This window comes from Myroides sp. C4067, from assembly GCF_038039665.1.
GTDB classification, from domain to species: Bacteria; Bacteroidota; Bacteroidia; order Flavobacteriales; family Flavobacteriaceae; genus Flavobacterium; species Flavobacterium odoratimimum.
The window spans coordinates 71,367-98,061 of sequence record NZ_JBBPHJ010000011.1; the positions used below are offsets into that span (position 1 = coordinate 71,367).

Here is a 26,695-nt window from a genome sequence, read left to right on the forward strand (position 1 = left end):
AAATAAAAATATTGACATAAAAAAACAGTGTACCTCTGATATCAGAGATACACTGTTCTTAACTATTAATATACTATATATTACAACGTTTCTTTCAACCAACGGAAGAATTCACCTTGCCATACTTGTGCGTTTTGTGGTCTTACTACCCAGTGATTTTCATCTGGTAAATATAAGAATCTACTTTTCACACCTCTTAATTGAGCAGCTTGGAATGCTTCTTGTCCTTGTCCAATAGGCACACGGTAGTCTTTACCACCTTGGATAATTAGGATAGGCGTATTCCACTTATCTACATTATTAATAGGGTTAAAGTTAGTGTATGCATTCTGAGCATCCTTATTATCTTTTTCCCAGTATGCTCCACCTGTATCAAAGTTAGGGAAGAATACCTCTTCTGTAGTACCATACATACTTACTAAATCAAATACTCCACAGTGTGAAATAAACGATTTGAAACGGTTCTCATGGATACCTGCTAAGTAGAATACTGAATATCCTCCATAACTAGCTCCTACAGCTCCTAATCTATCTCTATCTACATACTTCTCTTTCGCTACGTCATCAATAGCTGCTAAGTAGTCTTGCATTGGTTTTCCAGCCCAGTCTTTAGAGATTGCTTCATTCCACTCTACTCCATGTCCTGGCATTCCTCTACGGTTAGGAGCTACTATAATGTATCCCTCTGCTGCCATTAATTGGAAGTTCCAACGGAAAGAATAGAACTGAGACAATGCTGACTGTGGTCCTCCTTGTGCATATAACAATGTTGGATATTTTTTGTTTGGATCAAAGTTAGGTGGATATACTACCCAAGTAACCATATCTTTACCGTCTACAGTCTTCACGATTCTCTTCTCACTCTTGCTCAATGCAATCTTAGAATAAGCGTCATTATTCACTTTAGTCACTTGATTCCAAGTCTTCTTAGCCATATTATAAGCATATACCTCAGAAGCATGGTTAAAGTCTGTACGAGTAACTAGTGCTACATCTCCTGTCACATCTACGATACTCGTCACGTCAAAGTTACCATCAGTGATTTGTCTTACGTTGATAGCGATACGTGTTCTACCAGGGAAGTTCACTTCGAACAACTGCACAGTACCTCCTACAGCTGCGATAAAGTAAATCTTCTTACCATCTTTACTCCATCTGTAACTATCTACAGTACCATCCCATCCTGCAGTAAGGTTCATTTTGATTCCATTGTAGTCTACAATGATATCATTCTTATCAGCCTCATACCCATCACGCTTCATCTGTAACCAAGTTAGGTGTCCTTCTGGAGAGTAAGTAGGATGTGTATCATATCCTTTATTTTCTTCTGTTAAGTTCTTAGTCTGTTTAGTCGCTAAGTCGTATAAGTATAAGTCAGTATTCGTACTTGTAGCATACTCCGTACCGAATTTCTTCTTAGACACATACACAATACCTTTACCATCAGGAGTCCATACATAATCTTCGTCTCCACCGAATGGTTTCTGTGGTGCATCATAAGGTTCGTTACCTAAGATATCTATCTTCGCTTCTTTATTATCTGTAGGTGCATATAACACGTGGTTATGTGTACCATCATTCCACGTATCCCAATGTCTATAGTCTAATCCGTCATATACATATGCATCAGACTTCTCCATCGTAGGATATAGGTCTTTACCTAATACTTTATTGATTTTTACAGCCTCATCGAATAAAACTAATTTTCCATCAGGAGAAATGTTTTTATCATTAAGTAAGTGTTTGTATTCCTTAATTTCAACAGGAGTACCTCCAGTTACAGGAATTTGATAAGTCTTAGAATCAAACTTATCTTCTGTCATATTAGCGTGGCTTACTTTGTAGATTAAGTTTTTACCATCTTTAGTAACTCCTACTGGACTTACTCTACCTAATTTCCACAGAAGCTCTTTAGTCATTACTTCTTGAGAAAAAGCAGATAAACTCGCTAAGCTTAAAGCAAATAAGAATATTTTTTTCATTGTTAGGGTTTTATTAAAGCGTAAAAATAGGCTTTTCTTTTGATTTTGCTCGAAAGTTAACTAATTCTCTTAGTCTAGACATTCTTTCTTATACAAACGACAACAAATAGTGTACTCTAATAAATAATGCACTTCTATAATACTGAGCGTAGATTTAATTAATAGTATTATTGATAATAAAAAAGTAAAAAAACAACCTAAACGATAATAATTGAATTTCACACCATTATAGTACGTTATTTTTTTTTAAAATCGTCTTGATTTGAAAAAAAAAGAGGTATTTTCACGCTCAAATTTGATTTACATGAAAAACAATAAACTTTTTATAGCGATCATCATTGCGCTAGTACTTGGTGTAATCGTTGGAAGTATTTATCACTATTCATTCCCAGAATACAAATTAGGATTTGCAGAAAACATTAAATTATTAGGTACTATCTTCATCCGTTTAGTACAGATGATTATTGCTCCACTAGTATTCTGTACCCTAGTAGTAGGTATCGCCAAAATGGGAGATATGAGTATGGTAGGAAGAGTAGGTGCTAAAGCAATGGGATGGTTCATCACTGCTTCACTAGTCTCTCTAACGATAGGTTTAGTATTAGTGAACTGGTTCAAGCCAGGTATCGGAGCTAACTTTGATTTAAACAATGTCTCAGGAGCTAGTGACTTACTAACTAAAACTGATTCATTAAGCTTACAATCATTCGTAGAACACTTAATTCCAAAAAGTATATTCGAAGCCTTTGCCCATAATGAAATTCTTCAGATAGTAGTGTTCTCAGTATTCTTTGGAATCGCGCTATCTACATTAGGTAAAAAAGGAAAATCAGTAATCAAATTATTTGACAAAATATCAGAGGTAGTCTTAAAGATGGTAACTTATATCATGTGGACTGCACCTCTAGGGGTATTAGGAGCTATCGCAAGTGCAGTAGCACTATACGGTCTTTCTATTTTCTTAACGTATGGTAAGTATCTATTAGCCTTCGCATCAGGATTGGCTGTTTTATGGGCAGTCTTAATCTTAGTTGGTTACTTGATCATCGGTAAAGATGTATGGAGACTGTTAAAAGCAATCAAAGAGCCTCTACTAATCGCCTTCTCTACAACTAGTAGCGAGGCAGTATTCCCAAAATTAGTAGAGCAATTAAAAGCTTACGGATGTTCTCCAAAAATCGTATCATTTACCTTACCTTTGGGGTACTCATTTAATCTAGATGGAAGTATGATGTATCTAACATTCGCTTCTATCTTCATTGCTCAGATATATGATGTACATATGAGCCTAGCAGATCAAATCTTGATGCTGTTAGTCCTAATGGTAACAAGTAAAGGTGTAGCAGGAGTACCTCGTGCTTCACTAATCGTTATCGTAGCTACATGTGCTATGTTTAATATCCCGCCAGAAGGAATTGCGTTTATTTTACCGATCGATCACTTCTGTGATATGGGAAGAAGTATGACTAATGTATTAGGAAATGCTTTATCAACTGCTGCGATAGATAAATTTGAAACAAACAATGAACAAACTAAACAATTAAGTTAGATTACAGAACATAAAAGCACTATGGACGAATTTTCAATAGCACAACTTATAAACCCTGAATTCTATATAAACTTACAGATAGCAGGACATTCAATAGGTATATATGTCGTATTATTTATTGTATTTGCAGAGACAGGCTTATTCGCAGGTTTCTTTTTACCAGGAGATAGTTTACTTTTCTTATCAGGGATATACAGTACAGCTCTAATGGCTGAAGTAGTACCGATAGAAAGTGACTTCTTAAATGTAGCCTTATTATCTACTCTAGTCGCCTTGGCAGGTATCCTCGGTAACAGTTTTGGGTATTGGTTCGGTAAAAAGAGTGGAAACTATCTCTACAATGTCAAAGACAACTTTATCTACAAGAAGAAATACTTATACGAATCTAAGGTATTCTTCGAAAGACATGGAGGAAGAGCAATTATATTCGCTCGTTTCTTACCAGTAGTAAGAACATTCGCTCCTATTATAGCAGGTATTGTACACATGGACATCAAGAGGTTCATGCTATACAATGTGATCAGTTCTTTCTTATGGGCTACTACATTAATCTTTGCAGGTCACTACCTACAAGTATGGTTATTAGACAGCTATGATATAGACTTAAAACACTACATCGAATACATTATCTTATTCTTAGTATTAGTGACTACATTACCTATCGTAATGAAAGTGATTAAAAGCAAGAAGAAGGATAAAGAAGAAAGCGAAGAGATATAATATATAAAGGAAGTAAAGTCTGTTGTACTTTACTTCCTTTTTTTAATCCTTTACAGCTACTTTTAATAAGAAAAGGTCTCTTACATGAAACCATAAAATAAGGCTTGTATCGTACGATACAAGCCTTATTTTATTAAGATATATTAAATCTCTATTTATCCTATCGGTGCGATTTCGAAGACTAATCCTTCTACCTTCTCATCTACAGGTATCTGACAACTTAGTCTACTAGTAGGTTTAACATTACGAGCATCTGAATCTAACAGTGCGTCTTCTTCATCACCCTTCTCTGGTAATTCTACTTCATCTCCATTAATCATATAGCATTGACAAGAAGCACACATCAACATACCTCCGCATATACCGAATGTACCGTCTTCTGCTAGTTCATAAGCACGAACAACTTCCATCATATTCATCCCCATATCTGTTGGGGCATCTATAACGTGAGTCTCACCTTCGCGATCGATAATGGTTACTTTAATATCCTCAGCCATAACTAGTCTATAGATTTCACTACTGCTTTTTCTGCTTCTTTACGTGTACCATCGAATCCGTTGATACCTGATACAGTAGTATATTTTAATACAAATTTCTTACCTGGATTCAACATATTGAACACACTCTGACACATCAAAGTAGCTTCATGGAATCCACATAGAATTAATTTTAACTTACCTGGGTAAGTATTGATATCACCAATCGCGTAAATACCAGGTATGTTTGTTTGATAATCTAATGCATTATTAACCTTAATAGCATTCTTTTCAATCTCTAATCCCCAATCTGCAATAGGTCCTAACTTAGGTGTTAAACCAAATAATGGAATAAAATAATCACAAGCTATCTCGCGTTTCTCTCCTTCGATTTCCACAACGACTGCTTCTAATTTATCTGCTCCTTTTAACTCAACAACTTCGCCTGGAGTTAACATATTAATCTTTCCTTGGTCTTTAAGCACCTGTACTTTTTCTACAGAGTCTAATGCTCCACGGAATTCATTACGTCTGTGTACCAGACTTACTTCAGCGGCTACATCTGCTAAGAAAATACTCCAGTCTAGAGCAGAGTCACCTCCACCAGCAATAACTATTTTCTTACCAGCGAACATTTCTGGTTTTTTAACGAAGTATTCTACTCCTTTATCTTCATAGAATGCAAGATTCTCTATCTCTGGTTTACGAGGTTCGAAAGATCCTAAACCACCAGCGATAGCAACTGCTTTACCATGATGTTTTGTCCCCTTGTTAGTTGTCACGATAAACGTACCATCTTCTAACTTCTCAATATTCTCCGCTACTTCATTTAATGTAAAGCCAGGTTGAAACTGCTTTATTTGTTCCATTAAATTATCTACTAGCTCACCAGCTCCAACGCTAGGATATCCTGGAATATCAAAGATTGGTTTCTTAGGATACAATTCTGTTAACTGTCCTCCTGGTTGTGGAAGTCCATCGATAAGATGGCATTTTAGTTTTAATAATCCTGCTTCGAATACAGCGAACAGACCAGTAGGGCCCGCTCCAATAATTATTATATCGGTCTCAATCATGATGTAGTTCTTTAGTGCAAAGGTATCCTTTGCGAAATTTATTAAAAATGATAAAAGTCAATCTTAAGTAACTAATGCTAATAAAGCCTTAAATTACTCAAGATTGACTATGTTATTTTTATCCCACATTAACTACAGATTCGATCTCTGGAGCATACTTTTTAATCGTAGTCTCTACTCCAGCACTTAAGGTCATTTGATTAACACTACAAGCCGTGCAAGCGCCTTCTAGGCGAACTTGTACAACTTTGTCATCTTGAATATCAATAAGAGTGATATCTCCACCATCTGCTTGTAAAAATGGACGGATCTCATCTAACGCCTTTTCTACATTCTGTTTTATAGTTTGTGATGCCATATATTTTTCTTGTATTAAGTCTTATTTTTTAGCAACTGATGAACATCCTGCCATAGTTGTAATTTTGATAGCTTCAGTAGCAGGTAATGACTCATTTCTCAACACTACTTGTTCTACTACATTTCTGCTTAAATCTTCGAATACCTTTGCGATGATAGTATCGTTTTGTAACGCTGCTGGACGACCATAATCACCAGCCTCACGGATACTCTGTACGATAGGTACTTCTCCTAAGAAAGGAACATCTAAGTCTGCTGCTAAGTTCTTAGCACCATTCTCACCGAAGATATAGTATTTGTTATTTGGTAATTCTTCTGGAGTGAAGTATGCCATATTCTCAACGATACCTAATACAGGAACATTGATACTCTCTGACATAAACATTGATACTCCTTTTTTAGCATCAGCTAGCGCTACTGCCTGTGGTGTAGATACCACTACAGCCCCTGTAATAGGAAGAGACTGCATAATAGATAAGTGAATATCTCCTGTACCTGGAGGTAAGTCTAATAATAAGAAGTCTAGTTCTCCCCAGTCTGCATCAAAAATCATTTGATTTAATGCTTTTGCAGCCATAGGTCCTCTCCAGATGATAGCTTGGTCTCCTTTTGTAAAGAATCCGATAGAAAGGATCTCTACTCCATACGAAGATACAGGCTTCATCTTAGAGCGCCCTTCTACTTCTACTGAAATAGGTTTAGCTCCTTCTACGTCAAACATAATTGGCATAGATGGTCCATAGATATCTGCATCTAACACTCCTACTTTAAAGCCCATATTAGCCAAACTAGCAGCTAAATTAGCAGTAACTGTAGATTTACCTACTCCCCCCTTACCAGAAGAAATAGCAACAATGTTTTTTATACCAGGAATAGCTTTTCCCTTAATCTCAGGCTTCTCAGGAGCCTCTACTTTTATATTTACTTTTACTTTCGCCTTGTCATATACTTGATCGTGAATTACTTTCATCACGTCAACTTCTGCTCTTTTCTTAATGTGTAAAGCTGGCGTACTAAGTACTAAGTCCACTACTACTTCGTCTCCGAAAGTCATTACATTACTTACAGCTCCACTCTCCACCATATTCTTTCCTTCTCCAGCTAGAGAAATGCTCTCTAAAGCCTTAAGGATTTCTTTTCTATCTAATTTCATTATATGCGATTCGTTTTCAACAATTTAATATAAATTCTGACTAACGCAAATATAGTGGGAATATTTGAACTTTTAATGTTAATATATTCTAAATACAAATAATGTTATAACTAATATTTATAGTGTATTTGTATTGAAAAGTTTAAGCTTGTTTTCCATAAAAGAACGATTATAAGCGTTCTTAATCAGAGCAAATTGAGAGCTCAATAATTGATTTTTTGCAGCATTAAATGAGAAAATATCAACCTTTCCATTCTCATACTTTGCTTGTGTTGTACTGAATGATTTCTCTGATAGCTCAATACTTTTTTGAAGCTGTTTTGCGATATTTTCTAACTGTGCAATTTCTGCTTTTAGCTCTGTAATTTGATTGTTTAGATTAACTTCATTCTCCTTTATTTGCAAGGTATTCAAACGTATTTCTTCATTTTTCACTCTTACTTGTCTACGTATATTTCCACCTTGAAATACCGGTATACTCAATCCAAAACTAACGTACTGACTCTTGTTATCTCCCATCTGTTTTGAGAAAGAATTAGTACGCAATTCTATATCACTATTAAAGGGTTTTGAATAGAAAGAACCATATTGATAATTCCCTACTAATCGAGGTAAACTCTTAGACCTAATCAGTTTCTTCTCTTGTTCTAAAACTTGTTGTTTCAGTCTAGTTTTTTCTAGTGTTGGATTAAACTCATATCCTTCTATTTGTGCTATAGATTCCTCCTTTTGTACCACACTAAACTCATTCACTCCTAAATCTTCTATATTTAATAAATGAAGTAGCTTTAGTTTCTGATTCAATAAAGTATTCTCTGTCTGCTCTATACTAATAGTCTCACTGTGATAGATGTATTCTATATCATAGAAATCACTTTTAGGTTTGGCACCAGCTTCTACTTCTTTCTGTACACGCTCTAAGTTAGCCTTACTGTTAATTAATTGTTGTTGTTGTATTTCTAAAAAAGACTGTGAACCTATAATCTCATAAAATAACTCAAGAATAGCAGTCTGATATTGAAATAAGACTTCTTCATTCTCTAATTTAGCATAATCAATAGCTAGGTTATCTTTCTTGTATTGTATAAAATTACTAAAGTCAAATAATGTAACTCCAGCATCTAATGAAGCTCTTGTAGACTGAATATTAGAACTCACACGACTATTCGTAACAGGATCAATAGCAGATCCAAAATTATAAGACTGTGCCCCGTTCACCCCTATGTCGGGCAAATAATAAGAAGCCACACTTTGCTTTCTACTTTCAGCAACTTTAGTCTCTAAAGCAGACACCATCAATCTTAAACTATTCTCTTTTCCTTTTTCTACACAGTCCTCCAAAGTCCACTGCTCTTGAGCTACTCCTGCAATACTAAACAAAATAGTCAATACTAAACACCAACTCTTACTCATACTTTATATATTTTAAAACATCAATACGTGTCGCTTTATAAGCCTTCCAAAACACTAACAACATTGAAAAAAGCATTAAGCTTACAAAAGCAATAACAAATGGTAACACGGTAATCGAAATACGATAAACAAAGTCCTCCAACCATATATTCATCACATAAATCACCGGGTAAATAGATAGGATAAATCCAATTAGACAATACATAATAAAACGCACAGATAATTTCAGAATCAAACTAATTGAGTTTGCTCCTAGCACTTTTCGAATAGCAATTTCTTTTAATTTACTTTCAATACTAAAGGACACGATTGCCATCAAACCGAACAAGGCTATAAATACTGATACCCCCATCAAACACACAAATAATGTACGTTGATATAACGTCTTTTGGTAACTTTTAGCAAAGTCTTCATTGACAAATTTGTATTGTATTGGATAGGTAGAATCAATTCTCTTATTCCAAAACTCTTCTAAAGCTTGTAAGGTTATTTGCGTATTGTTAGTATCTATTTTTACCGCTATATGATCTGTTAAATGATAAAACCAATCCACTGAATTAGGCATAAAATAAGTTACAGGATTAGTACTCTGACTAACCCCTTCTACCTTCATATCTTTTACAACACCAATAACTTCAAACTCTTTTCCATTCCATTTAATCTTTTTTCCTAGTATTCCATCTGAAAAATTAAAAGTTGATTTAAATGTTTCGTTAACAACAACTTTACTAATACTATCTGTCGCCAAACTACGATCAAAAAAACGTCCTTCTTTCAATTCTCCATCAAATACTTTCAAAAAATCATATCCTACAGGAACGTTGTTACTTTGTACAGAAGCTTCTCCTATTCTATTTCCTGAAGCACTATTATACCCACCTCCAATAATCATTGAATGAAGTGTTACTTCTTTTACTCCTTTAATCTTTTTTAAATCAGACTCAATATCATAGTAAAGATCATTTCGCCTCTGAATATCTTTAATTTTAAAATTAATATTAACAACCTGATCTCCATCAAAACCTAAATCCTCTTGAAGAATATGCTCTACCTGTTTATCTATAAAAACAGCCGTTGACAAAAAGAAAAAGGCGATTACAAATTGTAGAATCAGAAACATATTTCGAAGACTAACACCCGCTTTTCCTCTTAAATAATTTCCTTTCAACACTTTTAATGTATCAAACGACAATAAGAACAAGCTTGGTAATGTACCAGATAATAAAACAACTCCTAAGACAATTCCTAAAATAGGCAAAGTAAATACCCAAACATGGAAGGGCATAGTTCTATTAACCAACAAATTAAAATAGGGTAACAATATCTCAACAAGCACTAAGGCAATCACTAAAGCTAGTAATACGCAAATAATAGATTCGAAGATAAACTGTAGAAATAGTTGCCATCTTGTAACACCAATTGCCTTTCTTATACCAATTTCTTTTGCACGTTTAAAACTGTTTACTAAAGCTAAATTAACTGCATTTATAATACTCAACATTAGCAATAACACAGAAGATGTCATCATTATATTCAATACCTTAGAAGCTGCTGCTCCTCCTCCTAACCCTTTTGAAATTGGGTTTAAATGAATTGTATCTAATGAATTAAAATTAAGTATAGCATTAGCATTAAAGTTCTTCTTCACCTCTTCTAAAGTCATGGACTCCTTCTTCATATACATCTGGAAGACATCGTCATAAATCACATCTCTTATACGTTCTTGGACATCTTTAATCTGAACGCCTTCTTTTAACTTGAGTAATAGAGTGTAATTATGATCTCCCCAGTTATTCTCTTTATTATTGGCAATCTGATCTTCCGTAACGAATGAAGTCAACCCTTTAAAATTAACTGAACTATTTCCAGGAATACGATAAACAAAACGAATAGACAATACCTTTCCATTTTCCAATATAACTGTCTTTCCTATTGGATCAATACCTTTACCAAACAAACGCTCCGATTGGTCTATATCTATTGCTAAAGCATCTTTATAATTCGTCTTATATTCTTCTGCACTACCATAAATAGTCTCGAAAGGAAAGAATTCAAAAAAATTAGCTTGCTTTTCATCAATATCATAGAGAAATTCCTTACGTCCATCCACCTCAACACTTGAAATATCGTCAAATGTAAAGCTAAAATTATATGCCTCTACAATATCTGATAACTTGTCTAAATTGTTAGCTACAGGTGCAGGAAACCAATTCTTAAAGAAAGACTCTGATGTTCCTTCAACTTCATAAACTCTCTCTTTAAAAGGGTTCCAGTGATTATAACTATGCTCGTTATGCCAAAACAACAATACAAGTATAACAGCTGTCATACCAACAGCTAATCCTAAAATATTTAGAATTGAAACCACCTTATTCTTCCAGAAATGTTTCAGGTATAATTTAAACCAATTATTAATCATAAGTATTCGGATGAAGTATTACACTGCCCAATGCATATATCCTAAGATAAGTGATAGATAATCATTATAAACATATCTATCACTAGTCTAGAAGCTATAAGAATTAATCTATATTTTTTACTTGTCCTGAAGACGAAGTGTTTGAACTAACTATCTTAGCTCCTCCTGTATATTGAACACGTCCTGAAGAACTCGCTCTACCAGATACCTCCTCAGTTACATTAAACACCATAGAACCTGATGAGCTAGCTTTACCTTCTAGTGTTTTAGTTGTAAAGCTAGATCCTTTAATAGAACCACTACTAGAAGCAGAAGCGCTCACAGAATCAGCATTCCCAGATAAACTCAACCTAGCAGAGCTACTAGCTCCGAAGTCCCCAGTTTTAGTCTTTAATGAAATATCTACACTTGCTGAAGAACTAACACTTGCAGATGATTTCTTTGTCACCTCAAAACTACCTTCTATTTTAGAAGAAGAACTTGCCTCTATAGATAGGTTATCTGCTTGTACTAACTCTCCTCTAAACCTTGCTGAACTACTCGTTTTTACATCAAATGATTTAGCAACAGCTTTGTTCAATAAGTTAAACTTAGCAGAAGAAGACAACCTTACCTCTTCTAAACTAGGGTTATTTATAGTAACTACTACTTTTCCAAAATCTCTAATATTGATACCGTTCTTCCATTTTTTATTAGTTTTTTGATCAATGAAGATATCTAACCCTCCAGTAATTGTCGTTTCTGTCTTGACATCTTTCATATTCTCAGATTTCTCTACTTCCACTACTACACTCTTAGCTCCTCCATAAGTAAAGTTCACTTCTATTCCTTGAGAAGCTTTTACAGATTTAAAATCACTAACTTGACGCGTTTCTTTTGATTGTGCGAACACACTTCCTCCTACTAATAAGAAGAACATTACTATTTTTTTCATATTTAAATTTGTTTTATGGTTATTCATATTTTATATATTTCAGTACATTGATCTTTGTTGCTGACCATGCCTTTAAGAACACAACTACGCCTGTTAATATTAGTATCACAATCAAGCAAATGATAAATGGTTCTACACTAATATCGATTCTAAAAGCATAATCACTCAACCATTTGTTTAAGAAATAATAACTAGGGAATATAGCAATACCAAAACCTACTAGACACATCACTACATACTGTACAGACAATTGTTTTAATAAGCTAGAGGAACTAGCCCCCAGCACCTTGCGAATAGCTACTTCTTTTAGGCGGTTATTAATATTAAAAGAAGCCAAACTATACAATCCAAACAAAGCAATAAACACAACTATTCCATTTAGTGTTAAGAAAATATCTCTCTCTTTCTTTACATTATTAAATGTCTTTGCATATTGCTTATCTAAAAACTCATAACTAAAAGGCTCGTCAGAGATATCCCTGTTCGCCCATATCTTCGCTATTTCATTCATTGTCTTCTCAACATTATCACCTTTAACCTTGACTGTAATCTGTCTACTATTTAATCCCACCCAAGGAATTGTTTTTAAACTAAAGAAGACTAGAGGAGCATAGTTAGATTTAAGACCATATAGATTAAAGTCCTTTACCACACCTACTATTGTCAGCTTATTACCGTTCCACTCTATTGTTTTTCCTATAGGATGCTCTTCTTTCATTTCATAGGCAGTACGTTCATTAATCAATATATTAGAGATAGAGTCAGTCGCAAATTCAGGTGATAAACCTCTTCCCTCTTTCAGCTTTATATCTAAAGTATTTAGATAATTATAGTCCATTCCTACATTAATACCCTGTATTCTATTTCCATTATGTATAAAACCTGAAGAACTACCATAACTACTCCCTATACTGATCGAAGCGATAGACATATTCTCTACTCCATTGAGCCTTGTGATCTCCTCTTTCAGAGATTGATATATATTAATCTTCTCCTCATAAGGACCTTTACTAATGAAAGGAATGACCACCACCTGATCTCCTTTAAATCCAAGATCCTTATTTAACATATAAGTTACCTGCCCATATACTATATAACTTCCAACCATAAAGAAACAAGCCACCGTAAACTGTACTATTAACATGACGTTCTTTAATGTCTTACCTTTCTTACTCTTATTTACTTCTCCTTTCAGAACTTCTAACGTTTTAAAACTAGCAGTAAATAAAGCAGGAATAATACCTACTAATAAAACAATAATCACAATGAACAATAGCAACCATGGTAGTATATAAAATACTTCTATTTCCATCTGTGAATCTAAGAATACTTTTAACCATGGCATCGTAAACTCAATCAATACAAAAGCAATAATACAAGCTAGTATAGAGGTAACTAGAGTCTCAAATAACCCTTGTAATATCAAATTCTTCTTAGTCGCACCTAATGTCTTTCTAATTCCAACTTCTCGTGTACGACCTATCGCTTGGGCAGTGCTTAAGTTGATATAATTAAATACAGATAATACTAATATCAATAAAGAAAGGCCTATCATGATATTCAATCTCCCGACATTAGTTGCTCCCTCAGGAGTACCATTTAAGTCAGAGTTATTCTGCATTCTTTGTGTTGCTAAGACATGTAGTTTATATCCTTTATTTTTTAGATTCTTAAACTCCTCCAGTGTCACACCTTCTTCTTTTTTCATATACTCCTCAAGACTCAATCCTTCATCCTTCGCTAGCGATACATACACTTGCTTAATCAAGATATCCTTTATTAGCCCTTCCACTTCGGTAGTATACTTAGCATCGTCTAACTTTAACCAAATAGTTGAGTTATAATTACCCCATTGCTCTATTCCCTCTTTCTCATATTGATCAACTGCATTAACCAGTATATTTGCCATTATTGAATTCCTGTTCTTCCCTAGTTTATACACAGCACTTACTACATATGTATCCTTATTGTATTCAAAAGATTTACCTATCGGATCTTCTTCATTGAATAATTGCTTAGCATACTCATCAGTAATAACAGCAGTATTCGGCCCATTAAATGGCTTATTCTTATCTCCTTTTACAATCTCATAAGGAAAAAAGTCAAAGATGTTAGACTTTACATATCCTACCTTTTCTACACCTTTTTTCACCCCATCTACAGTCATTGTCCCACCTCCATAATAATTATCCAAATAAGTATAATCAATGATATGTGAAGACTCTTCTTTTAACTTAGAACCAAAAGGATATGGTAACTTCATCCAGCTCGTATCTGCATTCAGAATAGACTCTACTGTGAAAATATTATCCTTATTCGGATTCGCCTGATCATAAGATGACTCTTCTCTGTAATGCACGAATGACAAGATAACAGAGGCAAAACCCACTCCTAAACTTACTAATGTTAGAATAAAATAGACTTTATTCTTCAGCACATTAGACCAATATATTTTTAACCAGTTCTTTATCATACTATTCGTATTTGATATACTTTAATACATCTACTCTAGTGGCTTTAAAAGCACGACTTATAACAATTAGTAATGTCAATATTATAATGATGACAAAACAAAATATAAATGGCCATACACTCATCTCTATTCTAAAAGCATAATCACTTAACCATTTATTCAAGAAGTAATAACTGGGAAATACAGCTATTCCAAAACCTATTAAACAAAACACAATGTACTGCCCTGTTAACTTCTGTATCAGATCTTTAGGTCTCGCACCTAATACTTTGCGTATAGCAACTTCTTTTAACCTAGAGTTAATCGTAAATGATGCCAAACTATACAATCCAAAAAGAGCAATAAAAACAACCAATAAATTCAAGACTAAAAATACTTTGCGCTCTTGTAAAGACCGTTCAAAACTCTGTGCAAAACGCTTATCTACGAACTCATAAGTAAAAGGTGAATCAGAGATATTATGTTTTTTCCAAACCTGTTCTATAGCTTCCATCGTCTCTTTAACATTCTCCGTATTTATCTTAATAGACATCTCATTCATATTGCTCCCCCATCCTTGTTCAAAATCTAATGACATAAATATCATTGGACGATAATCTTCATGCAATCCAAACAAATTAAAATCCTTTACAACCCCAACAATAGTAACTTTCTTTTCATTCCATTCAAATTCTTTTCCTAAAGCATTGTCAGTAATACCCATCATTGTTATTGCCTTTTCATTTAGCAATACATTTTTTATACTATCAGAAGCAAAATCTTGAGACAGTGCTCTTCCTTCTTTTAATTTAATGTCAAATAGTTTTAAAAAATCATCATCCATCGCTGCTACACCTGCCTGTATTTGTTTGCCTTGATAAGAATATCCTACAGACGAATAATTTTTTCCGCCTATTGCCAATGACCACGCACTTGCCCCCTCAACACCTTTTATTTTAAGAATATCTGCTTTTAGCCTTTTATAGATAGGTAGAGTATTCTCTACAAGATCTCTTTTAAGGTTATACGGTACCCCTACTATCTGATTTGCATTATAACCTAAATCCTTGTTAAGCATATAATTCACTTGCTGATTGACAATCAAAGAACCGATGATAAAAAAACAAGCAACGATAAACTGAACTGTTAGTAATGTATTCTTAAACCAAACTCCTTTCTTACTTCTTTTTATATTTCCTTTTAAAACTTCTATTGTTTTAAAACTAGAAATATAGAACGCAGGCACTGTTCCCACTAAAAAAATTACAGTTATTAGAAACAATAAAACCTGAGGCACAAATTCCAAAACATTAAACAACAATTTAGCTTTAAAAAACATCCTCAGACTAGGAAGAGCATATTCAACTATAACTAAAGAAATGATAATAGATATAAGTACTGTTACAGCTGACTCAAAATAGTTTTGCAACATTGTACTTGCTTTATTAGCTCCTAATACTTTACGTACACCTAACTCTTTACCCCTATTCATTACTTGTACTGTAGTAATATTGATATAATTAAATACTGACAATAACATGATAAGACTTGAAAGACCTATAGCAATATAAATTCTATTTCTATTCGCTATCCCTTCTGGCAAAGCGTTTTTTTGATTCGAATTAATTAACCGTTGTCCTTTTAAATCATGTAAATAAAATGTCAATACATAATCTTTTTCTTTTTTTAGTTCCTCTATCGTGAGTCCTTTGCTTTTTGCTACAGGAGCAATCACTTTTTCGTCGTATATACTTAATAATTGTTTCTCTATCAACTCTTTTGAATCTGGACTTTTTAATTTAATCCAAAGTGCTGAACTATAATTTCCCCAACCATTACTACCTATAGCGTTTTCTACTCGTTCGTCCAAAACATTAAATACCATATTAGGATTTATAGAACTCAGTGTTTCTGCTTCCTTATAAACTCCTTTTACTGTAAATGTCTTTCCCCACAAAAGAATTACTTGCCCTACAGGTTCTTCATCTTTAAATAGATATTTCACATAAGTATCCTTGATAAATACCTGATTAGGTCCATCAAAAGGTTTTATTTTATTTCCTTGTACAATCTCAAAAGGGAATACGTCAAAAAACGCTGATTGCCCAAAACTAGCTTTTTCAAAAACTTTAGACTCTCCATTGATCAACACTACACCTCCCTGATAATGAGCATCTAAATAACTATAAGTTTCTACACGATCTGAAATATCCTTTAAAACCTCTCCATAAGGATAAGATAATGATGGCCAGCCTTCCTCTTCACTAAACTTAGTCTCTACCATAAATACACGATCACTATCCTTGTGCCAAGTATCATAAGACATCTCTTCAGTATAATATAAATACGAAATAATCACAGCTGATAATCCTATCGCCAACCCTATGACTGTCAACAAGAAATACATCTTGTGCTTCATCGTATTGTACCAATAAATCTTTAACCAGTTTTTTATCATACTACTCGTATTTAATATATTTTAATACATCCACTCTAGTCGCTTTATAAGCACGACTGATAACAATCAGTAATGTCAATATTATAATGATGACAAAACAAAATATAAATGGCCATACACTCATCTCTATTCTAAAAGCATAATCACTTAACCATTTATTCAAGAAGTAATAACTTGGAAACACAGCTATTCCAAAGCCTATTAAACAAAAGACAATGTACTGCCCTGTTAACTTCTGTATCAGATCTTTAGGTCTCGCACCTAATACTTTGCGTATAGCAACTTCTTTTAACCTAGAGTTAATCGTAAATGATGCCAAACTATACAGTCCAAAAAGAGCAATAAAAACAACTAAAGAATTCAATACTAAGAACACATTTCGTTCTTGTAAAGACCGTTCAAAACTCTGTGCAAAACGCTTATCTACAAACTCATAAGTAAAAGGTAAGTCAGATATATTATGCTTCTTCCATACCTCCTCAATAGCCTTCATTGTTTCCTCTGCCTTATTAGCTTTTATTTTAATAGACATCTCCTTCATACCTTTCCCCCATCCATTATTAGATAGAGCAACAAATAATAATGGTCTATAATCTGCTTTAAGTCCTATCAGATTAAAATTTTTCACAACCCCTACTATAGTATGCTCACCTCCATTCCATTTGATATTTTGTCCTATTGGCTCTAATTCTCCCATTAAGGACATTGCTTTCTCATTAATCAAAACATTCCGGATACTATCACTAGCTAAATCCTTTGATAACATCCTCCCTTCTTTCATTTCAATCTGGTATAATTCCAAGAAATCATAATCTATAGCTGCTATACCAGGTTGCACATCTTTTTCTTTATAACTAAAGCCTGAAGACACATACCTATATCCACCAATATCTAATAAGCAAGCACTTACACCTTCTATATTTTTCAACTTTAGTACATCCTTTTTTAGCCGTTCATACACATCTAGCCGATTAGTCACCTCCTTTTTAAAGTTGTATTTCACTGCTACTATTTGATCTGCATTATATCCTAGATCTTTTTTCAACATATAACTCACTTGCTGATAAATAATGAAAGAGCCTATAATAAAAAAACAAGCAACAATAAACTGAACTGTTAACAATATGTTCTTAAACCACATACCTTTCTTACTCCTCTTCATATTCCCTTTTAAAACATCTATTGTTTTAAAACTAGAAATATAGAATGCTGGAAGAGTCCCCACTAAGACTACTACTAATACTAAGAATACGATTAGTTGAAATATAAAATCTAGTATATTAAAACTCAACTGTGCTTCAAAAAACACTCTTAAACTAGGTAGAGAGAATTCTACTATTACAAAAGACAACACTATAGAGATTAGCACCGTTATAGTTGATTCAAAATAATTTTGATACATGAGAATGAAACGATTCGCACCAAAAGTCTTACGCATCCCTACTTCCTTACCTCTATTCATCACTTGTACTGTAGTAATATTGATATAATTAAATACAGATAATAATATGATTAACACGGATAAACCTATGGCAATATATATTCTATCAACATTAGCTTTTCCTTCTGGAAGTGCATTTATATCATCAATTTTAACAAAGCGTTGTCCCTTTAAATCATGTAAATAAAAACCAAAAGAATGCTCCCCTCTACTTCTTTTATACTCGTCTACAGATATACCTTTTTTATTAGCCTCAGGCAACATGACATACTTATCATATATATCGAGTAACCTTTTTTCTATAATCTCTTTTGATTGAGCTTCCTTTACTTTTATCCATAAAGCAGAGTTGTAGTTTCCCCAATACTCTTTTTCAACAGCTTCTTTCTCCCTTTCATCTAAATCATTCATTACGATATTAGGATTGATAGAACTTAATGTATTTGCTTCTTTAAATATTCCTTTTACTACATAAGAGACATCCCATATTACTATAGTCTGCCCTATAGGATCTTTATCTTTAAATAAGTATTCTACATATGTATCTTTTATATATGCTTGATTTGGAGCATCAAAAGGTTGTAGTTGACTTCCACTTACTATTTCAAAAGGAAATACAGTAAAGAAATTAGACTGTACACTAATAGCCTTGGTATAAGCAAGCAGTTCTCCATTATGCACTAACATTCCATCGTCATAACTATCATCTACATAAGAATATGCTTCGACTTCTGGTGACATTTCTTTTAATTTAGAGCCAAATGGATAAGATAACATTGGCCAGCTTTCCTCTTCACTAAACTTAGTCTCTACCATAAATACACGATCACTATCCTTGTGCCAAGTATCATAAGACATTTCTTCAGTATAATATAAATACGAAATAATCACAGCTGATAATCCTATCGCCAACCCTACTACTGTCAACAAGAAATACATCTTGTACTTCATCGTATTGTACCAATAAATCTTTAACCAGTTCTTTAACATCTCTATTCGTATTTGATATACTTTAATACATCAACTCTAGTCGCCTTATAAGCACGACTGATAACAATCAGTAATGTCAATCCTAAAATCAACAATAAGCTATACACATACACACTCCATCCTATCTCTATGCGATACGCATAATTCTCCAACCACTTATTTAAAAAGTAATAACTAGGGAACACTGCTATACCGAATCCAACCAAGCAATAGATTACATACTGAAATGACAACTGTCTTAACAGCCCAAAAGTATCTGCTCCTAATACCTTGCGGATAGCTATTTCTCTTAACTTTGTTCCTATCGTAAAAGACGATACAGCAAACAGTCCAAATAAAGCAATGAATACAACTGTATAATTTAATACTCTAAATACTTTTCTCTCTAATAAAACACGGTCAAAAGTTTTCGCATAACGTTGATCTACAAATTCATAAACAAAAGGAATTTTACTATCTATATTATATTTCTTCCATGTTTTTTCAACAGCTTCTAGAGTAGGTTCTATCTTATCTTTACTTAATTTAATAGAGACATACAGAAAATTATTTCTTATCCTTTGATTAGTATGAAAGTGGTAGTAAATCTTAGGTTTTACTTCGTTTGCTAATCTTTCATTATTATAGTCATCTACCACACCTATGATTCTGTACTTAAAACCTTTGCCTTCTATAAACTTCCCTAGTGGTTCTTTCTCTTTCATTTCTCTAACGAAGGCCTCATTGACAATAATGTTATTAATACTATCTGAAGCGAACTGAGAAGATATATTCCTCCCTTGTTTCATCTTTATATCATATAGATCAAAGTAGTTATAATCCATTCCTATTTGTTCTACTAAAAACTCTTCTGATTGATATGAATGATAAGTAAACGTATTAGATAATGCATTACTTCCAAAGTGTGAAGAAGCTGTTGACACATCCTCCACTCCTTTTATTTGTAGAAGTTCCTCTTTAAAATTATAGTATTGATTTAATCGATCAGAAGTCCCATCGTATTCTCTATTTTCCTTAAATAATACACCTATTACCTGATCCCCCTTAAAGCCGAGATCTTTATGAAGCATATAATTAACCTGTTGATGTATCAATATCCCACTTGTGATAAAAAAACTAGCAATAACAAACTGTAGAACTAAAAAACTATTCTTTATTACTCTTCCACTAGTGCTTTTATAGATAAAACCTTTAAGTGCTGATAACGTATCCATCTTATCGAGATATAGTGCTGGTAAGATACCTACCAAGAGAGTGACAACTATTAATACACTCGATAATAAGCCTATAAACTTAAAAAACGAGAACTCAATCGTTGTACCCACAAATACATTTATGAACGGCACTAATAATTCTAAAATAATAACACTTAATAATAAAGCTATTCCAGTTGTTATAAAGGATTCTAAAAGCCCTTGACTAATAATTAAACTTCTATTTGCGCCTAAAACCTTTCTCACCCCAACTTCTTTAGTTCGATTCAGAGATTGAGATAGTGCTAGATTGATAAAATTAAATGTGGACAACAATAGAATCATAACAGAAAGTCCCACTATAATTTTCAACATCAATAAATTAGTATTCCCTTCAGGAAAAAAATAACCAATTGCATTCATCCTAGCGCCATTTAAGGGTAATAAATAACTCTTAGCATAGAAGCTTTTAAAAGTAGTCTCTACAAATTCTTCTACAGAAACTCCTTTAGACTCTGCTAAAACAGAATAAAAATGTTTATAGAATAAATTATCAATAGCGACTCTAGTCTGTTCTTTATCTTTGGTTTTAACTACTAAATTATAATTACTTGTAAACCAATCTCCTCTAGACGCTATCTCTTCAGTACTTAACTTATCTATTACAATATTAGGACTCATAGAACTTCTTATATCATGTCCTATCCTATAGACAGCAGATACACTATACTTAACATCCTTTATCTCAATTTCTTCTCCTAATGGATTAACATTCTTTCCGAATAATAATTCAGCTAATTCTAGTTCTATAGCAATATCATTTGGATTATTAAACGCTGTTTTCTCATTGCCATAAACAAACTCAAAAGGAAAAAAAGAAAAGAAATTCTTCTGAGCATATATTACTTTCTCAATAGCATATTCCTTCTCATCTATTTTTACATTTCCTCTAAAATACACCCCATTATAGTACATATAATCTTCCACTATAGGGTAATTCTCTTTTAAGAAATACCCTAGTGCAAAGGGCTGACTATTACTAGAGATCTGATCACTTTTAGACTCTAAGACAAAAACCTCATCCTTATAAGGATTCCATTGATCATAACTAGACTCTTCTAGATAATATAACGATGCTAATGTAACTGACGCAATACCTATCGCCAATCCTACTACTGTCAACAAGAAATACATCTTGTGTTTCATCGTATTGTACCAATAAATCTTTAACCAGTTCTTTAACATCTCTATTCGTATTTGATATACTTTAATACATCTACTCTAGTCGCCTTATAAGCACGACTAATAACAATCAACAATGTCAATCCTAAAATCAACAACAAACTATACACATACACACTCCATCCGATCTCTATGCGATACGCATAGTTCGCTAACCACTTATTTAAAAAATAATAACTAGGGAATACTGCTATACCGAATCCAACCAAGCAATAGATTATATACTGAAATGTCAATTGTCTTAACAGTCCGAAAGTCTCAGCTCCTAATACCTTGCGGATAGCTACTTCTCTTAGCTTTGTTCCTATTGTAAAAGACGATACAGCAAACAGTCCAAATAAAGCAATGAATACAACTACAGTACTTAGAATATTAAATATTCTCTTCTCCATCTGTACTTTATGGAAAGTCTCTGCAAACTGCTTATCTACAAACTTGTATTGAAACACATCCCTTTCTTCTATATTGTACTTCTTCCACAGCTTCTCGATATCAACAATAGTCTTACTAAAATATTCTGGAACAACCTTTATGTATATGACAGAATACATCCCATAGCTATGCTTAGTCTCTGGCATATAAGAATATACTGATGGTAATATTTTATCTTCTAGTCCATCGATATTAAAGTCTTTAATTATTCCCACTATTTTTTTATTCGTACCTAGCAGTTCTACTGAAGTATCAAGAGGCTTAGTCAAATTCATCCTACGAACAAAAGTCTCATTCACCACCACATTATCTAAACTATCAGAAGATAATTGAGCAGATAACATCCTACCTTCTTTTAATTCAATCTTTAATACATCGAAGAAATCATAGTCTATCATAACATTACTAATCATCAAATTCTCTTTCCCGTTGTTGTGATAGGTACCAAATACACCATTTGAAGCATTTCCAAAACCTATGGTACTAGTAGATACCGACTCTATTCCTCTAATCTTTTCTAGTTCGGCTTTGAAGCTTGCATATTTAGCAGCGCGCTTTCCTGTATAACTATTATGATTAAGAAACTCTATATTAATAACTTGATCTCCTTTAAAACCCAGACTTTTATTGAGCATATAACTTACTTGCTCATTGACGATGATAGAACCAATAATAAAGAAACAAGCTATTGTAAATTGAAGAACTAAAAAACCATTACTAAGCCACTTACCTCCTTTAGTCCCTATTACATTTCCTTTTAATAATTTGACAGTCTCAAATCTTGAAACAAAAAAAGCAGGAATACCACCGCATATCAGAATCACTAAAGTGGCAATAACGATAAGAACAGCTAAATCATTGATAAACGAAAATGTGATATTCGCCTCTAAATAGACATTGATATAAGGCAGAATGAGCTCAATAATACAAATAGCTAATACTAAAGAAAGAATAACCACAATAGCAGTTTCAAAAATACTCTGCTGATAAAAACTTCTCTTACCTCCACCAGCTACTCTTCTCATTCCTATTTCTTTTCCTCTACTCACTACTTGCGTTAATGATAGATTGACATAATTAAAAATAGAAAGTAAGAGTATCGTCATAGATAAGAAGATACTAATGTTTAGCATTTGCACATTTGCGCTACCTGCTGGGAATAATAACCTTTTATTCGGTAACATACGAGCATCTGCAAGTTTATTTAATACGATATCTCCTGTATAGTATTTAAAAGGCTCCTCTTCTTTATATTGCTCTAATGTTAGACCATCCTTCTCTGCCTTAGGAATGGCAACATATTTATCTCTAAGCTCCACTATAGCCTTTTTAATTCTATCAGGCTGTTTAGTCTTCACACATAGATTTAATCCAAATTCCTTCGTCCAGTCATCATTTTCACTAGGCTTTTCAGGCAAATTATTCATAACTGCATTAGGAGCAAAAGAACTGCGTAGGTCTCCTATTTTGTATACACCAGAGATTATAAACCTAGTGTTACCCTGACTATCATAGTTTGGATTAACAGCTTCTATTGTCTTACCTATTGGGTTTACTCCTTCCCCAAATAGTGCTTCAGAGATCTTAATATCTATCGCTACATCATTAGGATTAACTAACGCTTTTTCAGCATTACCATATACAAACTCGAATGGAAAAAACTCAAAGTAGTTATCTTGTACAGCATATGTATCCTTTACATCTATTGTCTTCTCATTATAAATAAAATTTAAAGAACCATTATATCCAAAGTACATATAATCATCTAGTTCCTTATAATTATCCTTTAGATACCTTCCCATAGGACGGAACTGATCTGTCATAGAGAAATTCGGAGCTACAGTCTCTACGAGATACACCTCATCCTTATAAGGATTCCACTGATCATAACTAGACTCTTCTAGATAGTACAACGATGCTAATACAACTGACGCAATACCTAGTGTCAATCCTACTACTGTCAACAAGAAATACATCTTGTGCTTCATCGTATTGTACCAATATATTTTCAACCAGTTCTTTAACATTTTATTCGTATTTGATATAATTAATAATATTGATTTTAACAGCCTTATACAGCTTACTTGCTAAAACCACAAAGACTAAAACAGAGAGTAGCACTAAAGAAAGTACAAATGGGTAAACCGAAATATCTGTATGATCTACAAACCTATCTAACCATTTACTCATCAACCAATATGTAGGATATAGTACTAATACATAAGTAATCCCCAGAGCATATATAAAAGGCTTCAGTAACTTCAGATAGAGTTCTTTCTCACTAGCCCCTAATACTTTTCTGATCACGATTTCCTTTAATTGTTGTTCTATTGCAAAGGACATCACCGCGTAGAGTCCGAACAGAGCGATCAACACTACTGCACCATTCCACAGCATAAACATATTGCGCTGTGATAATGTTTTCTGATAAGTCTGAGCAAACTGTTTCTTCACAGCCATCACCTCAAACGGATACTCATAATCGACATTCACTATCCAGAATGCTTGTAGACGTTCTAGAGTTTCTTCCTTTATCTCTGGATCTATCTGCACAGATAGAGACTCTATACCATAAGGCAAAAACTCTATATCTCTCCAGTGAAACAGAAGCATTGGCTTTATACTCTCTTCAAATCCGTCTCGATTAAAGTCTCCTATTACCCCTTTTATGATAAATGTATTACTGTCATATGCTATGACCTCTCCTACTACATCACTAGGTTGTTTACCTAGTTGAGTAACAAATTTCTCATTGACATATACGGTTGGGAGATCTTCATCTATATCCTCCTGAAGCGCCAGCATATTGAATCCCATCATCTGTATATACCCTTCATCTACACCATCCATGATGAAGTCCGTTATTTTCTGTTGTTGGTAATAAACCGTATGATTCGTATTCATACTATTTCCTTTAAAAGAGATCGTAGACAGCCCTACACCTTTCACCCCTTTTATATCCGCTATTTGCTCTATGACTTTAGATGATCTATACATCTTACGTCTGATCTGTTGTGTATATAGCTTGACTTGATATACCTGCTCTCCCTTAAATCCTAATTCTTTGCTTTGCATATAATCCACCTGATTATACACTAGCCATCCAGCGATTAAGAAAAAGAAAGCAATCACCAACTGTATTCCCACGAATGCCATTCTCCACTTAGAGATACTTAAATGAAGCTGTACTTGCCCTCCCTTAGTGTGTTGTCTAGCGATAATACTACCGTATAAAGCAGGTAACAAACCTCCTAGACAAATAATTCCTCCACCTATCAGTAAAATCACAATCCCCATAGCTTCCCAAGAGAATACTAAGTGTTGATGTAAAAAACTGTTGTAGATAGGTAAACTCAATTCTACTAAAACCAAAGAAATACTTAACGCAACTAAGACATTCAGTACCGTCTCAAAAAGTAACTGTAATACCAACTGTCCTTTTGAAGCTCCTATAATTCTTCTAAGAGACAACTCCTTTGCTCTACTTAAGACATTAGACTGATTCAGACTGATATAGTTCACTACAGTCAGTAAAAAGATTAAGAACGAACACCCACTGATTAACCCTATTGTTTCTCTCTTTGTATTTCCTTCTAATAGAGTACTCTGCTTAGATTCAAATCGAGCTTCTGCTAATGGAACTAACTTAGAAGTAACCTCATCTCCTCTATCATCAAAGTATTTATTCTTCTTTTTCTTATTGTAGTAAACTTCTTCTAGTTCTTTTAATAACTTAACCTGGTCTACTCCTTCTGCTTTTTTAAACACGAGTCCACCTACATTCTCTTGCCATAACTCATACTCTTCTATTTCATCAAAGTCTATAGAAGCAAGTACTACCTCAGGCATTATCGTAGCACGTTGATTTAATTCATACACCCCTCTTACAACATACTTCTGATGCGCTAACGACAGTGTATCACCCACGGGATTTGTGTCTCCAAAAAAACGAGTAGCTAGATTAGAAGATATTGCTATAGAATAGTCATCTATGAACAGTCTATCTTTATCGCCATACTTAAATTCAAAAGGAAAAAAGTGAAAGAATGACTCCTGTGTATTCAATATCTTACTTACAACTCCCTGTTCTGTTTTACTCTCCCCATAGAAATCTAAATACTCTAACGCGTAGTAACAGTAGTCTTCAGCTAATCGATTCTCTAATAAATAAGGTCCTACCCCTGCAGGGATATAGATAGAATTGGATTGTTTTCCCATCTCTAGGTTTACTTCATACATATTACCTACCTTAGGTATCCATCTATTATAGCTATACTCACTCTTATAGTAAGTCACTGCTAGGATAACAGAAGCCATACCAATAGCTAACCCTATGATATTCCACAAAAAGAACAATCTAGAGTTGCTGATATTTTTAATATATATTTTAAACCAATTCTTTAGCATA

General features: G+C 33.6%; 16 protein-coding genes. 2 read left to right on the forward strand and 14 right to left on the reverse strand.

The genetic code is table 11. The features are described 5' to 3' along the window. Nucleotides 1-80: 80 nt before the first annotated feature. The gene (locus tag AABL87_RS09850; protein WP_006259783.1) at nt 81-1,982 is read right to left on the reverse strand and encodes a S9 family peptidase; all 1,902 of its coding nucleotides are present in this window, start codon (nt 1,980-1,982) and stop codon (nt 81-83) included. Nucleotides 1,983-2,286: 304 nt separating this feature from the next. Here AABL87_RS09850 and AABL87_RS09855 point away from each other — a divergent pair, with 304 nt between their 5' ends. Further along, a complete protein-coding gene (locus AABL87_RS09855; RefSeq protein WP_036494238.1) occupies nt 2,287-3,531 on the forward strand; it encodes a dicarboxylate/amino acid:cation symporter in 1,245 nt (414 codons plus the stop codon). Nucleotides 3,532-3,552: 21 nt separating this feature from the next. Continuing rightward, nucleotides 3,553-4,251, forward strand: coding sequence for a DedA family protein (locus AABL87_RS09860; protein ID WP_006259785.1), 699 nt, complete (start codon nt 3,553-3,555; stop codon nt 4,249-4,251). A gap of 155 nt (nt 4,252-4,406) precedes the next feature. On the opposite strand, the gene AABL87_RS09865 is transcribed toward AABL87_RS09860, so the two are convergent. From AABL87_RS09865 to AABL87_RS09925, 13 genes are all read right to left on the reverse strand, one after another. Beyond that, complete coding sequence (locus tag AABL87_RS09865; RefSeq protein WP_006259786.1) at nt 4,407-4,748, reverse strand: 2Fe-2S iron-sulfur cluster-binding protein; 342 nt, start codon at nt 4,746-4,748, stop codon at nt 4,407-4,409. 2 nt (nt 4,749-4,750) lie between these two features. After that, nucleotides 4,751-5,803 (reverse strand): NAD(P)/FAD-dependent oxidoreductase, encoded by a 1,053-nt coding sequence (locus AABL87_RS09870; RefSeq protein ID WP_341277275.1) that lies wholly within the window; start codon nt 5,801-5,803, stop codon nt 4,751-4,753. Nucleotides 5,804-5,921: 118 nt separating this feature from the next. Further along, entirely contained in the window at nt 5,922-6,161 is a 240-nt protein-coding gene (locus tag AABL87_RS09875) for a NifU family protein (RefSeq protein WP_006259788.1), read from the reverse strand. 21 nt (nt 6,162-6,182) lie between these two features. Then, entirely contained in the window at nt 6,183-7,313 is a 1,131-nt protein-coding gene (locus tag AABL87_RS09880; protein ID WP_006259789.1) for an Mrp/NBP35 family ATP-binding protein, read from the reverse strand. Nucleotides 7,314-7,430: 117 nt separating this feature from the next. Next, complete coding sequence (locus AABL87_RS09885; RefSeq protein WP_341277276.1) at nt 7,431-8,726, reverse strand: TolC family protein; 1,296 nt, start codon at nt 8,724-8,726, stop codon at nt 7,431-7,433. Next, nucleotides 8,719-11,145, reverse strand: a complete 2,427-nt coding sequence (locus AABL87_RS09890) for an ABC transporter permease (RefSeq protein WP_341277277.1) — start codon at nt 11,143-11,145, stop codon at nt 8,719-8,721. The genes AABL87_RS09885 and AABL87_RS09890 overlap by 8 nt, the downstream gene beginning before the upstream one ends. A 103-nt stretch (nt 11,146-11,248) precedes the next feature. After that, the gene (locus tag AABL87_RS09895) at nt 11,249-12,079 is read right to left on the reverse strand and encodes a GIN domain-containing protein (RefSeq protein WP_006259792.1); all 831 of its coding nucleotides are present in this window, start codon (nt 12,077-12,079) and stop codon (nt 11,249-11,251) included. A 19-nt stretch (nt 12,080-12,098) separates the two neighbouring features. Next, nucleotides 12,099-14,552: an ABC transporter permease gene (locus tag AABL87_RS09900; protein WP_016650286.1), complete on the reverse strand. Its 2,454-nt coding sequence runs from the start codon at nt 14,550-14,552 to the stop codon at nt 12,099-12,101. Nucleotide 14,553: 1 nt separating this feature from the next. Continuing rightward, nucleotides 14,554-16,989, reverse strand: coding sequence for an ABC transporter permease (locus AABL87_RS09905; protein ID WP_286384761.1), 2,436 nt, complete (start codon nt 16,987-16,989; stop codon nt 14,554-14,556). A gap of 1 nt (nt 16,990) precedes the next feature. Further along, the gene (locus AABL87_RS09910) at nt 16,991-19,420 is read right to left on the reverse strand and encodes an ABC transporter permease (protein WP_341277278.1); all 2,430 of its coding nucleotides are present in this window, start codon (nt 19,418-19,420) and stop codon (nt 16,991-16,993) included. 2 nt (nt 19,421-19,422) lie between these two features. Beyond that, nucleotides 19,423-21,858, reverse strand: a complete 2,436-nt coding sequence (locus AABL87_RS09915) for an ABC transporter permease (RefSeq protein ID WP_341277279.1) — start codon at nt 21,856-21,858, stop codon at nt 19,423-19,425. Nucleotides 21,859-21,860: 2 nt separating this feature from the next. Continuing rightward, entirely contained in the window at nt 21,861-24,314 is a 2,454-nt protein-coding gene (locus AABL87_RS09920; protein WP_006262320.1) for an ABC transporter permease, read from the reverse strand. A gap of 1 nt (nt 24,315) precedes the next feature. Continuing rightward, complete coding sequence (locus AABL87_RS09925; protein WP_341277280.1) at nt 24,316-26,694, reverse strand: ABC transporter permease; 2,379 nt, start codon at nt 26,692-26,694, stop codon at nt 24,316-24,318. Between the last annotated feature and the right edge of the window lies 1 nt (nt 26,695).